We start from the raw sequence: 15,188 nt of genomic DNA, 5'->3' as shown, positions 1-15,188 counted from the left end.
TTTCAACTCACTGGTTCGCGCCGGTCACCTGCGCGAAGGCGGCCTGATTAATGGTGGTCCCGATGTCGGTTTCAAGCTTGTTGACGTAGGAAGCGACCTGCTCCTCGGTCTGCGCCCGGTCGAGGCTCTCCTTCAGCTTCTTCACCGCGTCGGAGGCGGCGTCGACCGTGGGGTCGACGATGTCGGTGACGCGGAAGACGATCACCTCGCTGCCGCCGCTCACGGGCGTCTGTCCGACGCCGTCCTTGGCGGTGCGGAAGGCGGCCGCAACGACGGTCGCGGGCACGCCGGCGGGCGAGTCGTCGCGCTTGAAGCCGGTCGCGGTCTCGACCTTGGCGCCGACCGCGGCGGCTTCATCGGCAAGCTTGCCGCCCGCTTCGAGCTTCTGCACCATCTCGGTCGCCTTGGCCTTCAGCTTGGTCGCGATCTGGTCCTGGCGCCAGCGCGCCTCGACCTGGTCGCGGACCTCGTCGAGGTTGCGATCGCGCGAGGGCGTGATGGCGAGCACGTCGTACCAGACGTAGCCGCCCTTGAACGAGATCGCGTCATTGTCGACGCCGACGTCGGTATTGAAGGCCTGCGACACCACGTCGAGGCCCTGCGGGATGTTGGCGACCGGCTGGCCGTTCGGGGCGCGGCCGGAGCGGTCGACGGCGTCGATGGTGACGGCGGTGAGGCCGAGCTTCTGCGCCGCGTCGATCACGCTGGCGCCGCCACCGCGCTCGTCTTCCATCTTGTCGCGGAGATCGGCGACCTTGACGCGCGCGCGCTCGGTGGCGATCTCGCGCTTGATGTCGCCGACGAGGCTGGCGTAGTTCGCCTCGACGCCCGGCTCGATCTTGTCGACCTTGACGATCGCGGTGCCGAGACGGCCCTGGATCGGCTGGCTGATTTCACCTGCGGGGAGCGCGAAGGCGGCATCGCCAACCGCCGGGTCGAGCGACGATTTGGTCACGAGCCCGAGATCGACGTCGGATGCGCTCAGTCCGCGCTCCTTGCCGAGATCCTCGAACGACATTCCACCGGCGAGGCGCTCGCGCGCGGTCTGCGCCTCGGCCGCGTTGGGAAACACGATCTGGTGGATTTGGCGCTTCTCGGGCGTGCCGAGCCGGTCCTTGCGCTGGTCGAACAGTTTCTTCGCGTCCTCATCGGAGACTTCGCTCCACTTGCCGATCTCTTCCGGCGAGATCACGACAAAGGCGATCTTGCGATATTCGGGCGCGCGGAACTGGACCTTGTGATCCTCGAAATAGGCGGCGAGCGCCTCGGGCGAGGGCGCATCGATGGTGCCTGCCTGCGCGGCGTCGAGCCTTGCGAACTCAATGGCGCGCTGCTCGTTCTGGAAGCGCGTCAGCACGTCGATCATCGCCTTCGGCGGCTCGAGACCCGCGCCGATCGTGCCGGTGAGCTGCCGGCGCAGCGACACCTTGCGCTGCTCGGACACGTAGCGCTGCTCGGTATAGCCGAAGTTGCGGATCACGGCCTGGAAGCGGTTCGCATCGAAGCTGCCGCCGACGCCCTTGAAGTTGGGGTCGTTCATGATGACCTGGCGGATCTGGTCGTCAGACTGGCCGAGCCCGAGCCGGCGCGCCTCTTCGTCGAGGGCGGCTTCCGCGATCGTCTGCTGGAGCACCTGACGGTCGAGGCCGAAGGCGCGGGCCTGATCAGGCGTTAGCGGACGGCCGAACTGGCGGCTGATCTGTTGCAAGCGGTCGGTATAGATCTGGCGGAACTCGTTCAGCGAAATCTCGGTGCGGCCGATCTTGGCCACCGTGGACTGTCCGAAGCCGCGGAAGATGTCGGCGATGCCCCAAATGCCGAAACTGATGATCAACACGCCCATCACCACGGCCATAATGGTCTTGCCGAGCCAGTTTGATGAGGCCTTGCGCATTCCTCGAAGCATTTGGTCCAACTTGTTTGGCAGGAAGGGAACGGGAGCGCGTCTTAATGCAGATTCCGCAAAAGCGCGTCACCAAATTGATAGATCATCATAAAGTGGCGGCTTTCCCCCCGCAACCTCAGGTCACGCGGCCTCGCGAAGCTGCGGTTAAAAGCCCTTAGGTCTCTGGAACTGCCGCGGCACCTCTGCTAGCGCATGCACAAACCTCATTTTGCTGGAAATTGACATGACCGACGCCATCCGACCGCTGATCGCCGGCAACTGGAAAATGAACGGCCTGAAGGCCTCCGCTGCCGAATTCGACGCCATGCTCAATGGCGCGGCAGACGTGGCCGCCAAGGCCGATCTGCTGGTCTGCCCGCCGGCGACCCTGATCGCGGCCTTTGCCGACAAGGCGCGCGGCAAGAAGGTCGCGGTTGGGGCCCAGGATTGCCACCCCAAGGCCTCCGGCGCCCATACCGGCGATATCGCCGCCGAAATGCTGGCGGATGCCGGCGCGACTGCCATCATCGTCGGCCATTCCGAGCGCCGCGCCGACCATGGCGAGGGCGATGCTTTGGTGCGGCAGAAGGCGGAAGCCGCCTGGCGGGCCGGGGTGACGGCGATCGTCTGCATCGGCGAGACGCAAGCCCAGCGCGATGCCGGCCAGACCCTGGACATCCTGCGCGGCCAGCTCGACGGCTCGCTGCCGGACGGCTCTACCGCGGCCAACCTGGTCGTGGCCTATGAGCCAGTCTGGGCAATCGGCACCGGCCTGACCCCCACGGCCCAGGATGTCGAGCAGATTCATGGGTTTATCCGGGAGTTCCTGACCTCCCGGTTTAGGGCGGACGGGGCGAAGATGCGAATCCTCTATGGCGGTTCGGTCAAGCCCTCGAACGCGGCCGAGCTGATGGCCGTGAAGAACGTCAACGGGGCGCTGGTCGGCGGCGCCAGCCTCAAGGCGGCCGATTTCCTTGCGATCGCCAAGGGCTGCCCCTAGCTAACCCAAACCGTTGGTCTGGACCCGATCGGGGGTGGCAATGCCGTTTCCGATCGTGTAACACCGCGCAACTTCAGGAAAACCCGCGAAGCGCGATCGGCCGCCGTCTCGGCGCTGTCGGCTTGTGACGGAAGGGCACTATGCAGACTGTTGTCATCGTCATCCATCTCATGATCGTCGCCGTCATGATCGGCGCCGTCCTGCTCCAGAAGTCGGAAGGCGGCGGCCTCGGCATGGGCGGAGGCGCGGGCTTCATGTCGAGCCGCGGCACCGCGAATCTTCTGTCGCGGACGACCGCGATCCTCGCCGCCGGCTTCTTCGTGACCAGCCTGTTCCTGTCCTGGTACGCCGGCTACAACCGCGCGCCTTCGTCGATCATTGGCCAGCCGGCATCGCAGGGCCAGCCGGCCGGCGGATCGCCGATTGCGCCGCCGACCTCGGGCGGCATCCTGGATTCGCTGAAGAAGGCCGACGAGCAGCAGCAGGCCCCCGCAGCGCCGAGCGGCCCGCAGGTGCCTCGCTCGCAATAAAGCAGGGGGGCCATGCAGGACGGCTTCTACCGTCCTGCGTCAACAATCCCCATCAAGGCTCTGTTACCATTCTTAGTTCTGGCTCACCCACAGGCCCGCAAAATCTTTGGGGCGGAATACGAATCGCTTTGGCGAATCGAATTCGAGGGATTAGAGGTTAAGTCCCATGGCGCGGTACATATTCATCACCGGCGGCGTGGTTTCTTCGCTCGGCAAGGGTTTGGCTTCAGCGGCACTCGGTGCGCTGTTGCAGGCCCGGGGCTACAAGGTCCGCCTCCGTAAGCTCGACCCCTATCTCAACCTCGATCCCGGAACGATGTCGCCGTATCAGCACGGCGAAGTGTTCGTGACCGATGACGGCGCGGAGACCGATCTCGATCTCGGTCACTACGAGCGCTTCACCGGGCGGCCGGCGACCAAGGCCGACAACATCACGACGGGGCGTATCTACCAGGACATCATCACCAAGGAGCGCCGCGGCGATTATCTCGGCGCGACCATCCAGGTGGTTCCGCACGTCACCAACGCCATCAAGGAATTCGTCCTCGACGGCAATGACGACTACGACTTCGTGCTGGTCGAGATCGGCGGCACCGTCGGCGACATCGAGGGCCTGCCGTTCTTCGAGGCGATCCGCCAGCTCAAGAACGATCTGCCGCGCGATCATGCCGTCTACATACATCTCACGCTGCTGCCCTACATTCCGAGCGCAGGCGAATTGAAGACGAAGCCGACGCAGCACTCGGTGAAGGAGCTGCGTTCGATCGGCATCCAGCCGGACATCCTGCTCTGCCGCACCGACCGCGAGATCCCGAAGGAAGAGCGGCGTAAGCTCGGGCTGTTCTGCAACGTGCGTGAAAGCGCGGTGATCGAAGCGCGCGACGTCGACAACATCTATGCGGTGCCTGAGGCCTATCACAATGCGGGCCTCGACGACGAGGTGCTCGCCGCCTTCGGCATCGCCTCGCGGATTTCGCCGGAGCTGCGGAGCTGGCAGCAGATCAACGAGCGCGTCCGCAATCCCGAAGGCAACGTCACCATCGCCATCGTCGGCAAATACACCGGCATGAAGGATGCGTATAAGTCGCTGATCGAGGCGCTCTCACACGGCGGCATCGCCAACAAGGTGAAGGTCAATCTCGACTGGATCGAGAGCGAGATCTTCGAGAAGGAAGATCCCGCGCCGTTCCTCGAGCACGTCAACGGCATCCTGGTGCCGGGCGGATTCGGCCAGCGCGGCGCGGAAGGCAAGATCCGCGCGGCGCAGTTCGCGCGCGAGCGTGACGTGCCGTATTTCGGCATCTGCTTCGGCATGCAGATGGCGGTGATCGAGGCCGCGCGCAATCTCGTCGGCATCGAGGACGCCAACTCCACCGAATTCGGCCCGACCAAGGAGCCCCTGGTCGGCCTGATGACGGAATGGCTGCGCGGCAACGAGCTCGAGAAGCGCTCGCAGGCCGGCGATCTCGGCGGCACGATGCGGCTCGGCGCGTATCCCGCGGCACTCAACCGCGGCAGCCGCGTCTCGCAGGTCTATGGCGGAGCGACCGAGATTTCCGAGCGCCACCGCCATCGCTACGAGGTGAACACCGCCTACAAGGACCGCCTCGAGCAGCACGGCCTGAAATTCTCAGGGCTGTCGCCCGACGGCGTCCTGCCGGAGATCGTCGAATACGAGGATCATCCCTGGTTCATCGGCGTCCAGTTCCATCCCGAACTGAAGTCGCGGCCTTTTGAGCCGCATCCTCTCTTCGCCTCCTTCATTCAGGCGGCGATGGTGCAGAGCCGGCTGGTCTGATGACTCAGCGCGCGGCGGAGTAGTCGCGCGCGTGATGTATCGGCTCCAAGGCGACTCGCGTCGAGGGGGCCGGCGCAAGCGATCCCGTGACGAGCTTCATCTGCGGCCGCCGTGTCAGCCTGTAGACGGCGGCGGGCGGCATGTTCAGCAGGGCGCGATCGACCAGCGTGGCGCGTAAGCCCAGCCGATCGAGAATCGGCCGCGGCACCGGGCAGCTCATGCCGTAGGTGAACTGGTAGAATGCGCCGCCGGGGCGCACATAGCTGAACGCGCCGCTGACGATCGAGACGACCTTGCGCGTCGACATGTTGAGCAGCGGCAGCCCGCTCACGACCGCGCCGACGGGCGCGCCGTCATAGAGGCGCTCCGTCGTCAGCCGCCCCGCATCCATCCACAAGACGCGCGCGTTGGGAAAGCGCACTTGCAGGAGCTTCATGAAGTCGGAGCCGTATTCGATCAGCGTGAGGTCCTGCTGGCGGACGCCGCGTTTCAGGAGGTTGTAGGTGAATGCCCCGGTGCCGGGGCCGAGCTCGAGGATCGGACCGGTCGATGCCGTGATCTCGCGGGTGATCAGATCGGCGAGCGCCGCGCCTGATGGCGCGATCGCGCCGACCCGGCGCGGGGCCGACATCCAGGACAGGAAGAAGGAGAGGAAATCGTTGGGCATGCGCACTCCGGCATCTTGGTTGCACCTCGAAAGATCGGAGGTGAAGCGGATGCAGTGTCACGGTCGTGCATTGCGACAGCATTGCGCTGTGAGGGGCGCACGCGGATTGAATCAATCCTGCGGGATTGGGCGCAGCGTTATTCTGAAACAGGCGCCGCCGTCCGGCCCGTCCGTGACCGAGACGTGGCCGCCATGCAGCTGCACGATCTCGCGCACCATGTTGAGGCCGAGGCCGGCACCGCGATCGAGCGGCGTCAGCCGGTAGAACGGCTCGAAGATCTGCTCGCGTTGTCCGACGGGAATGCCGGCACCTTCGTCCGTGACTTCGATGCTCGCGGGTCTGCTGACGCGAATGCCGATGGTGCCGCGGCGAGGGCCGTGCTGAATCGCATTTTGCACGAGGTTGGTCAGCGCGCGTTCCAACGCGGCCGCGTCACCGATCGTCTCGATCGGCGTCGTGGGTGCATCGAGCGCCAGCTCGTAGCCGCCGGCAATCGCCAGCGGCGCGAGGTCGGCAGCCGCGCCTTGCGCGACCCGGACAAGGTCGACGCGCGCGAACGGATGGCCGCAGCGGTCGAGCCGCTGAATGTCCAGCAACTGCTCGGCAAGCGTCGCCAGCCGCGCGGCATCTTCCAGCAGCCGGGTCTTGTCCGGCCCGGGGGCAAGCGACTCCAGGCGCGTGTTGAGGATCGCGATCGGCGTGCGCAGCTCGTGCGCGGCGTCGGCGACGAAACGCTTGTGGCGGGCATAGCCTTGGTCGAGCCGCGCCAGCGCGTCATTGACCGCAGTCACGAGCGGTACGACCTCCAGCGGAATTCTCTCCACCGACAGACGCGCGCCGCGCTGATGGATGTCGATACGACGCGCCTGGTCCGCGGTCGTATCAAGCCCTCTGAAGGCGCGCCGCACGATCATCGGTGTCGCGATGAAGGTCGCGGTTCCCATCAGAAGGAGGCCTGGCAGGGCGATGCCGAGGAACGCAAGCGATGTCATGACCAGCGCCTTGGCGCCGGTCAACCGGCCCTGTGTCGCCGTGATGACCTGCACATTGCCGGCCTCGGTATCGACCCGCTTCAGCCGCGCCGCCGGCTTGCGCGGATCGTCCTCGAACAGCTGCCAGCCGAGCCGCGCCTGGCTGATCTGGTCGAGGCCGCCGCCGATCGCGGCGAATTCAGCCGGCACGGCACCTTCGGCGAGCGAATGTCCCTGCCGGTCGCGGACCAGGAACCAGAGGTCTGGCGTCTCGCTACGCAATTGTTTGAGCTCGGGCGTCGGCCGCACGGTCAGGCCGCCCTGTGCGTCGCGCGTCAGTGCGTGCTGCACGACGTCAATCACGCGATCCTCGTCGCGCTCGGCGAGCACAAGTCCTGACGCGCACAGCGCTCCGACGACGACGGCAACCAGGGCCAGGAGCAGCGCGGCCTGGAGCGAGAGCAGGCGCCAGCTCAGGCGCGAGCGCAGGCAGTAGGGATCGTCGTGCCTGCTCATGGCAGCTTCTTCAGGAGATAGCCGACGCCGCGAATGCCGTGGATCTCGATGCCGGCATCCGCCTCGGCGAGCTTGCGGCGTAGCCGCGAGATATGCGTGTCCAGCGCGTTCGACTGGATCTCGTCGTCGAAATTGTAGACGGCCTCTTCCAGCGCCGAGCGTATCACGGTGCGGCCGATGCGGCGGATCAGCGCCTCGAGCACCAACAGCTCGCGACGCGGCAGCTCGAACGGCTGGCCGTCGATGCTCGCCTCGCGATGGCCGACATCGAAGGCGAGGCGGCCTGCGCGGATGACATCCGGCGTAAGTCCCGCGGGGCGCCGCATCACGGCGCGCAGGCGCGCCAGCAGCTCCTCGACCGCGAACGGCTTGGCCAGATAATCGTCGGCGCCGCTGTCGAGCCCGGCGATCCGGTCGGCGAGCTCGCCGCGCGCGGTCAGGACGATGATCGGCACGCCGTCGGCGCGCGCCCGGAGCTTCGGAATCAGCGCAAGGCCGTCGCCGTCGGGGAGCTGGCGGTCGAGCAGGACCGCGACATGGACGTCGGCGGAAATGGCCGCTTCCGCGTCGGCAAGGGTAGGGGCATGGTCTACCACCATGTCGTAGCGCTTCAGCGCCGACGCCAGCGCGCCCGCCATCTCCGCCTCATCCTCGACGAGCAAAATCCGCATGATCCGGCACCTGGGCTTCAACTAAAGCCATTCTAGCGGCCCGATCATTGCGGCAGCATTGCGGGAGCCGGACTTGATGCGTTACCGGAGGCCGCCGAGCCATGCGCGAAACGCCACAGGGGCGGCCGCGCAGGGCTCAAGACACGGTTATGGCCGGCCGTTATAAGCGGCGGACCTGTTCTGGGAGGAAGCAAGAATGATCTACGAAATGCGCGTCTACCGCTGCGTGCCCGGCCGCTTGCCGGCGCTCTTGAAGCGATTCGAGACGGCGACGCTGAAGCTGTGGGAGAAGCACGGCATCCGCCAGGCTGGATTCTTCACCACGCTGATTGGTGAATCCAGCCAGGAGCTGACCTATTTCCTCGCCTGGGAGTCGCTCGCCGAGCGCGAGAAGAAGTGGGGCGCGTTCGTGACCGATCCGGACTGGCTCGAGGCGCGGGCGAAGTCGGAGGCGGACGGCCAGATCGTCGGCAATATCGTCAGCCAGCTCCTGACGCCGACCGCCTTTTCGGCGGTGAAATAGCGTCGGCGGCGCCCGCGGAACTTCGGCGCAACCCTGATATTCGGACGGCCTGGGCCGATTGGGGTTGATCCGACCCCGATGGCGGCTATGGTCGCGCCGAAACGAGGGATTTGCCTTGAGCTCTTCGACGTCAGCGGCGCCGGTCGTCACCATTGGCAGGGTCAAGTTCGGCAATGATCTGCCGATTTCGATCATTGCCGGGCCTTGCCAGCTCGAAAGCCGCCAGCATGCGCTGGAGGTGGCCTCCGCGCTGAAGGAGATCGCCGCGCGGCTGAACATCAGTCTCGTCTACAAGACCTCGTTCGACAAGGCCAACCGCACCAGCGCGTCGGCGGCGCGCGGGCTCGGGCTCGCGCAGTCGCTGCCGATCTTCGCCGAGATCCGCGCCTCGCTCGGCCTGCCGGTGCTGACCGACGTGCACGAAGCCACGCAATGCGCCGAGGTGGCGCAGGCCGTGGACATCCTGCAGATCCCGGCCTTCCTGTGCCGGCAGACCGACCTGCTGCTGGCGGCGGCCGCGACCGGCAAGGTTGTCAACGTCAAGAAGGGCCAGTTCCTGGCGCCCTGGGACATGGCGAACGTCGTCACCAAGATCACGAGCGCGAACAATCCGAACGTGCTCGTCACCGAGCGCGGCGCCTCCTTCGGCTACAACACACTGGTATCCGACATGCGCGCGCTGCCGATCCTGGCGCGCACCACCGGCGCACCCGTGATCTTCGACGCGACCCATTCGGTGCAGCAGCCGGGCGGGAAGGGGACGTCCTCCGGCGGCGAGCGCGAATTCGTGCCGGTACTGGCGCGCGCGGCGGTCGCGGTCGGTGTCGCCGGCGTCTTCATCGAGACCCATCCCGATCCCGATAGCGCGCCTTCCGACGGCCCCAACATGGTGCCGCTACGCGAATTCGAAGGCCTGATCGCTAAGCTGATGGCGTTCGACGCGCTCGCAAAGAACCCGCGCTGATGCAGCACGGCGAGGCGCGGCCGCACGATCACGGTCTGCCGGCCGCGCTCTACGTCATCTCCGGCGCCAGCTTCGCCGCGGCGTTGTCGGCGCGTGCGCTCGACCCGGTGCTGCCGCACGTCGCCGAGGATTTTGGCGTCAGCATCGCGACCGCCGCGGGCTTTGCCGCGGTGTTCGCTTTCACCTTCTCGATCATCCAGCCGATCGTCGGCGCCGCCGCCGATCTGTTCGGCAAGACGCGGCTGATGATCGGCTGCCTCGCGCTGCTCGGGCTTGCCAATATTCTCGGCGCGCTCTCGACCTCGTTCTCGGTTCTGTTTGCGACCCGCGTCCTTGCCGGCATCGGCTCGGGCGGCGTGTTTCCGGTGGCGCTCAGCCTGACCAGCGATCTGGTCGGTCCGGAGAAGCGGCAGGTCGCGATCAGCCGCACGCTCGCCGGCGCCATGACCGGCAATCTGCTCGGTGCCTCGGCCTCCGGCCTGATCGGCGATTTCCTCGGCTGGCGCGGCGTGCTGGCGGTGCTCGGCGTGCTCGTGATCGTTGCATCGATCGCGGTTGCCGCCGGCTTTCGCGGCGCCAAGGTCAAGCATCCGCCGAAGACGAGCCTGTCGGCGCTGAAGGCCGGCTATCGCACCATCTTCACCAACCCCAACGCCTATGTGTGCTACTCGGCCGTGTTCGTCGAAGGCTGCTGCGTGCTCGGCCTGTTTCCCTATATCGCCTCGTTCCTGTTCGAGCTCGGCCAGACCTCGCTCTCGATCGCCGGCATCGTCATCGCGGGCTTCGCGGTCGGCGGCCTTTTCTACACGCTGACGGTGTCGCGCCTGCTGCCGTGGCTCGGCATGAAGGGAATGATGATCGCGGGCATGACGCTGGTGGCCTCGCAGCTCGTCGCCGTGGCCTTCGGTCCGCGCTGGGAGGTGCAGGCGCTGAATCTCATCGTCATGGGCTGGGGCTTCTACATCGCCCATGGCTGTCTCCAGGTGTTCGCCAGCGAGCTCTCAGTCGAGGCGCGCGCCACCGCGCTGTCGCTGCATTCGTTCTTCTTCTTCATGGGACAGACGGTCGGGCCGCTCGCCTACGGCTTCGGCCTGCAACACGGCGGCAAGATGCCGACGCTGTTCGTGAGCGCCGCGATCATGGTGGTCCTCGGCATCGTCTGCGCCCGGCTGCTCAGGCCGCGTGCACCAGCCGACGCGCGCTGAGATTTTATTCGGTCCTTAAGGGGGGATCGCCCCACCACGACACCGTCGGCTCCGTATACATGGCACACGAATTGCTTTTATTCTGGGCAAACCGAGGTGTGAGACCGTGGACGCCCAGCCCATCCGTTTGCCCAGCGTAGCCGGCGCGACCCGGTCGGCCGGATATCCCACCAGGCCGCCACTGCGGCGTTTCCTGACCGATTGCCACGAGGAGTTCAGGGGCGACGGTTCGGGCGAGCTTGCCGATTACATTCCCGAGCTGAAGCGCGCCAACCCCGATCATTTCGGCATCGCGCTCGTCACCATCGACGGCCATGTCTACGAGGTCGGCGACAGCGCGGTGCCGTTCACGATCCAGTCGGTCTCGAAGGCCTTCGTGTTCGCGCTGGCGCTGGAGACGGTGGGCGAGGAGCGCGTCTCGGCCACCATCGGCGTCGAGCCGAGCGGCGAAGCCTTCAATTCGATCCGGCTCACCAACGACAACCGTCCCTTCAACCCGATGGTCAATGCCGGTGCGATTGCCTGCTCGGGCCTGATCTACGAGGTGGACGGCAAGGGTGCTTTCGAGCGTGTCCGCTCAAAACTCAGCGAGTTCGCCGGGCGCGAGCTCGGCGTCGACGAGGCCGTGCATGCCTCGGAGACCGCGACGGGCAACCGCAACCGCGCGATCGCGTGGCTGCTCCGCAATTACGCGGTGCTGCCGGATGACGTCGACGCGGTGCTCGACGTCTATTTCCGCCAATGCGCGATCCTGGTGACGGCGCGCGATCTGGCGGTGATGGCGGCAACTCTCGCCAATCGCGGCATCAATCCGGTGACGGGCGCGCAGGTGATCACGCCGCACATCGTCGCCCGCACGCTGTCGGTGATGACGAGCTCGGGCATGTACGACTATGCCGGCGAGTGGACCTATCGCGTCGGCATCCCCGCCAAGAGCGGCGTCGGCGGCGGCATCGTCGCAGCGCTGCCCTCGCAACTGGGACTGGGCACCTTCTCGCCGCTGCTCGACAATCACTTCAACAGCGTGCGCGGCCTGAAGGTCTGCGAGGCACTGTCGGCGCGGTTCGACCTGCACATGCTCAACCGCAATGCCGACGTCCGCACCAGCGTCATGGCGGATTACGACGTCTACGGCATCTCCTCGCGCCGCAGCCGCCAGCCGCACGAGCAGCAGATTCTTGACGAGCGTCACAGCGACATCCGCATCCTCGAGCTCGTCGGCGCGCTGAATTTCGGCACCATCGATTACGTCACGCGAAGACTGACCAGTGAGCCGCCGAACGCGCCGCTGTTGATCATCGATTTCCGCCGCGTGCCCGACATCACCGCGGCCGGTGCGGAGCTTCTGGGCGAGACGCTGACGGCGCTCGGCAATGCCAACGTCACCACGATTCTGTCCGGCCTCGAGGAGGCCTCCGCGGTCTGGGCCGCGATCGCCGCGCGCACGGGGGATCCACGCCGGCTGCGCCGCTTCGCGCTGCTCGACGATGCCATCGAATGGGCCGAGGACCAGGTGATCTATCGCTTCGGCGGCTTCACCGACGTGAAGGAGAGCGCGCATCTCGGCGAGCAGGCCTTGCTGGCCGAGCTCGACACCGACGAGATCGCCGCCATCGTCAAACTCTCGACCACACGGCACTACACGGCCGGCCAGCGCGTCATCGCCGCCGGCGCGCCCGCCAATTCGCTGTTCTTCCTCCAGAGCGGCATGGTCAGCGTGAAGCTGCGGAGCGGCGTTCGGCTGGCCTCGCTCGGTCCCGGCATGGAGTTCGGTGAGATGGCGATCCTGGAGCGAACCCGCAGCGCCGACGTGTTTGCCGATACGCCCGTTGCCTGCCTCGAACTGCCGCTCGACAGCTTTGCCGATTACCGCCGGTTGCACCCGGAGACCGCGCTGAAGATCATGCGCAACCTCGCCGCAATCCTGGCGCGGCGGCTGGTGGCGGCCAATGCCAAGGTCGACCTGCTGAGCGCGTATTAGGAGGCCGGGCCTAATTCGCTCCACCGGCAGCGATCGGCTCCATGCCGCTCGCAATGATCGTGTCGCGGGCAGCGGGGGAGGCGAGGAACTTGATCAAGGCCCGGCCAGCCTCGGGCTCCTTTGAAACGGTCGCGATGCCGGCTGAGAAGATCGTGATCTTCTGCAATTCGCTCGGCAGCGGTCCGACGATATCGATGCCCTTCACCGGCTTCAGTTCGCTGATCTGCTGAAAGCCCAGTTCGGCCTCGCCATGCGCGACGATCTCGCCGACCGGCGTGGCCGGAATCTTGCGCGCCTTGTCCTTCATGACATCGGCAATGCCAAGCTTGTCGAACATCTCGGTCGAGACGTAGACGCCGCTGGCGCTGTCCGAATAGGCGATCGTCTTCGCCGCCAGCAGCGCACGCTTGACGGCTTCCACCGAGCTGATGTCCGGCTTCGGCGCGCCCGACTTGACGGCAATCCCGATCGGCGATCTGGTCAGATCGACCTGACTGCCGGCAACGACCTTGCCCTTGCTGGCGAGGTCGTTGAGGGCATAGCCCACCATGATCAGGACATCGGCCGGCTCGCCCCGCTCCAGCCGGACCGGGATCGCATTGGTGGTGGTGCCCATCGAAGGCCCGAACGCGGTCAGCACCTTGTTCCCGGTGGCTTTCTCGAACTCCGGCACGAGCGCCTGATAGGCCGCTGTCAGACCGCCGGAAATCATCACCCGGACCTCGGCCGCGTCGGACGCGCCGGTCAGCCACAGGACGCTCAGAAGGCCCAAGGAAAGGTTCAGGACAAGGCCGCGAAATTTGTCAGATGTCGATTTCATCGTCGTTGGTCTCCAGCTAGCCCCGCCCGCGATAGGGCGCGACGCCTTGCTCCGGCACCCACAGGCCCTTCGGCACGCGGCCGGTCTGCCAGAACACGTCGATCGGGATGCCGCCGCGCGGATACCAGTAGCCGCCGATGCGGAGCCATTTCGGTTTGATCTCCGAGGCGATGCGCTTGCCGATCATCACGGTGCAATCCTCGTGGAAGGCGCCGTGATTGCGGAAGCTCGCGATGTAGAGTTTCAGCGATTTCGACTCCAGCAGCCATGGGCCGGGTGCGTAGTCGATCATCAGATGCGCGAAATCCGGTTGTCCTGTGACCGGGCACAGCGAGGTGAATTCCGGCACGGTGAAGCGCACCAGATAGTCGGTGCCCTTTTGCGGATTGGGCACGCGGTCGAGCTGGGCTTCTTCCGGTGTGTGCGGCCATTCGACCGCGCGGCCGAGCTGGAGGGATTTTTTCGCCATCGTCGTCACATCCTTTTGCGGATGCCGGGATGGACGCAATTGAAGCTGCCGTCAACCGGTCGCGATTGTCTGGATCATGACGATGCGGTCGTTGCCGGACTCGCAGCCCCAGAGCTCGCCCGGCCTGCCGTCGAGCTGGCGGACATTGGCATTCGGCTTGTCGCTGGCGAAGACGTTGAATTTTTCGGTCATGGGATCGAAGCGGACGATGGCATTGGCGGAAAAATCGGTCAGCCAGACCTTGTCCTTGTCGTCGACATAGACGGCGTAGGTGCGGGGACGATCTCCCGGCAGCTTCCAGGTCTTCCAGGAACCGTCAGCGGGATCGTGCACCGAGACATGGCCGCTGTTCCATTCGCTGACCCAGATCCGGCTCTTCGAATCCGACCAGACGCGCCGCGATCCCTGGTTCGGCGTTGGCGGCTCGACCACATTGGCGTTGCCGGTCGCAAGATCGATCTTCGCCGATATAGCTGCCGGCGAGCGAGGCGTACCAGACGTCGCCCTTGGGCGTCACGGTGATGCCGTAGGGGCCGACGCCCTTGGGCGCCCGGAACACGTCCATCTCGCCAGACTTCGGCTTGAGCCGGCCGTAATAGCCGGACTGTCCGGTGAACCAGTAGGTGCCGTCCTTGTCGAACACGCCGGTATTGAGATTGGCGGAGGCGAATTTCTCCGGCAGGCGGAACAGCGTGACCTTGAGATCGCCGGGATCGACCCGCGCGATCGCATTCTGTCCGCCCTCGGTGATCCAGGGCGCGCCATCGGGACCGATCGTCACGCCGTGCGGCGCGGCGCCCTGGCCGAGGCTGACGGTCTTGAAGGTGCCATCCTTCGGATCGAGCCTGCCGAGCATGCCCTTGCCCTGCGCGGTGAACCAGACCGTGCCGTCGGGGGCTGGCGCGAGGTCGTGCAGCCCGATCCCGGCACTGATGGGGAAATATTTTGTCCGGAACGGGCCCTCCTGCGCAAAAGATGGGCTAACGGCGAGGAGGGCGGCGCTGGAAGCAAGAAACTGGCGGCGATTCATGGCGTTACCCCGACTGTCTAGGATTGAGGATGGACGCGCAGACCCAGTGTTCTCAAGCTTAGTCTTGGGGAATTCACGCGTCAGTCGAAGCTCGCCGTCCAAGCGTTCACATTTGCTTGCGCTCCGTGTAAGACCCGCGGCGAACCGATCAAACCTA

Annotated in this window: 13 protein-coding genes and 1 pseudogene; 7 read left to right on the top strand and 7 right to left on the bottom strand. The window is 65.8% G+C overall.

Going from position 1 to position 15,188, the window contains the following annotated elements:
- Nucleotides 1-7 precede the first annotated feature (7 nt).
- Complete coding sequence (locus tag WN73_RS18255) at nt 8-1,906, bottom strand: SurA N-terminal domain-containing protein (RefSeq protein ID WP_028171800.1); 1,899 nt, start codon at nt 1,904-1,906, stop codon at nt 8-10.
- Nucleotides 1,907-2,129: 223 nt separating this feature from the next.
- Here WN73_RS18255 and tpiA point away from each other — a divergent pair, with 223 nt between their 5' ends.
- The 3 genes from tpiA (at nt 2,130) to WN73_RS18240 (ending at nt 5,213) form a co-directional block, all read left to right on the top strand.
- Nucleotides 2,130-2,885, top strand: coding sequence for a triose-phosphate isomerase (gene tpiA / locus WN73_RS18250; RefSeq protein WP_028171801.1), 756 nt, complete (start codon nt 2,130-2,132; stop codon nt 2,883-2,885).
- Nucleotides 2,886-3,025: 140 nt separating this feature from the next.
- On the top strand, nt 3,026-3,415 hold the full coding sequence (gene secG, locus WN73_RS18245) for a preprotein translocase subunit SecG (RefSeq protein ID WP_011087574.1): 390 nt from the start codon (nt 3,026-3,028) through the stop codon (nt 3,413-3,415).
- A 166-nt stretch (nt 3,416-3,581) separates the two neighbouring features.
- Nucleotides 3,582-5,213 (top strand): CTP synthase, encoded by a 1,632-nt coding sequence (locus WN73_RS18240; RefSeq protein ID WP_028171802.1) that lies wholly within the window; start codon nt 3,582-3,584, stop codon nt 5,211-5,213.
- 4 nt (nt 5,214-5,217) lie between these two features.
- On the opposite strand, the gene WN73_RS18235 is transcribed toward WN73_RS18240, so the two are convergent.
- From WN73_RS18235 to WN73_RS18225, 3 genes are all read right to left on the bottom strand, one after another.
- The gene (locus WN73_RS18235; RefSeq protein ID WP_039184566.1) at nt 5,218-5,880 is read right to left on the bottom strand and encodes a class I SAM-dependent methyltransferase; all 663 of its coding nucleotides are present in this window, start codon (nt 5,878-5,880) and stop codon (nt 5,218-5,220) included.
- A 111-nt stretch (nt 5,881-5,991) separates the two neighbouring features.
- A complete protein-coding gene (locus WN73_RS18230) occupies nt 5,992-7,368 on the bottom strand; it encodes a sensor histidine kinase (protein ID WP_028171804.1) in 1,377 nt (458 codons plus the stop codon).
- Nucleotides 7,365-8,039, bottom strand: a complete 675-nt coding sequence (locus WN73_RS18225; RefSeq protein ID WP_028171805.1) for a response regulator — start codon at nt 8,037-8,039, stop codon at nt 7,365-7,367. The genes WN73_RS18230 and WN73_RS18225 overlap by 4 nt, the downstream gene beginning before the upstream one ends.
- Nucleotides 8,040-8,235: 196 nt before the next feature.
- Here WN73_RS18225 and WN73_RS18220 point away from each other — a divergent pair, with 196 nt between their 5' ends.
- The 4 genes from WN73_RS18220 (at nt 8,236) to glsA (ending at nt 12,712) form a co-directional block, all read left to right on the top strand.
- Nucleotides 8,236-8,562 (top strand): NIPSNAP family protein, encoded by a 327-nt coding sequence (locus WN73_RS18220; protein ID WP_028171806.1) that lies wholly within the window; start codon nt 8,236-8,238, stop codon nt 8,560-8,562.
- Between the two features lie 115 nt (nt 8,563-8,677).
- Nucleotides 8,678-9,526, top strand: coding sequence for a 3-deoxy-8-phosphooctulonate synthase (kdsA, locus tag WN73_RS18215; protein ID WP_028171807.1), 849 nt, complete (start codon nt 8,678-8,680; stop codon nt 9,524-9,526).
- Nucleotides 9,526-10,731 (top strand): MFS transporter, encoded by a 1,206-nt coding sequence (locus tag WN73_RS18210; protein ID WP_028171808.1) that lies wholly within the window; start codon nt 9,526-9,528, stop codon nt 10,729-10,731. Before kdsA ends, WN73_RS18210 begins: the two co-directional genes overlap by 1 nt.
- 106 nt (nt 10,732-10,837) lie before the next feature.
- Entirely contained in the window at nt 10,838-12,712 is a 1,875-nt protein-coding gene (glsA, locus tag WN73_RS18205) for a glutaminase A (RefSeq protein ID WP_161534824.1), read from the top strand.
- Nucleotides 12,713-12,722: 10 nt separating this feature from the next.
- On the opposite strand, the gene WN73_RS18200 is transcribed toward glsA, so the two are convergent.
- The 3 genes and pseudogenes from WN73_RS18200 to WN73_RS18190 all read right to left on the bottom strand — a co-directional run bounded on the left by WN73_RS18200 (nt 12,723) and on the right by WN73_RS18190 (nt 15,031).
- On the bottom strand, nt 12,723-13,532 hold the full coding sequence (locus WN73_RS18200) for a substrate-binding domain-containing protein (RefSeq protein ID WP_028171810.1): 810 nt from the start codon (nt 13,530-13,532) through the stop codon (nt 12,723-12,725).
- Nucleotides 13,533-13,548: 16 nt separating this feature from the next.
- Complete coding sequence (gene queF / locus WN73_RS18195) at nt 13,549-14,001, bottom strand: preQ(1) synthase (RefSeq protein ID WP_038967228.1); 453 nt, start codon at nt 13,999-14,001, stop codon at nt 13,549-13,551.
- 51 nt (nt 14,002-14,052) lie between these two features.
- Nucleotides 14,053-15,031: pseudogene (locus tag WN73_RS18190) on the bottom strand (Vgb family protein).
- Between the last annotated feature and the right edge of the window lie 157 nt (nt 15,032-15,188).

This window comes from Bradyrhizobium sp. CCBAU 45394 (genome assembly GCF_028128655.1).
Taxonomy (GTDB): domain Bacteria; phylum Pseudomonadota; class Alphaproteobacteria; order Rhizobiales; family Xanthobacteraceae; genus Bradyrhizobium; species Bradyrhizobium diazoefficiens.
This window is presented reverse-complemented; position numbering and strand designations above follow the sequence as displayed.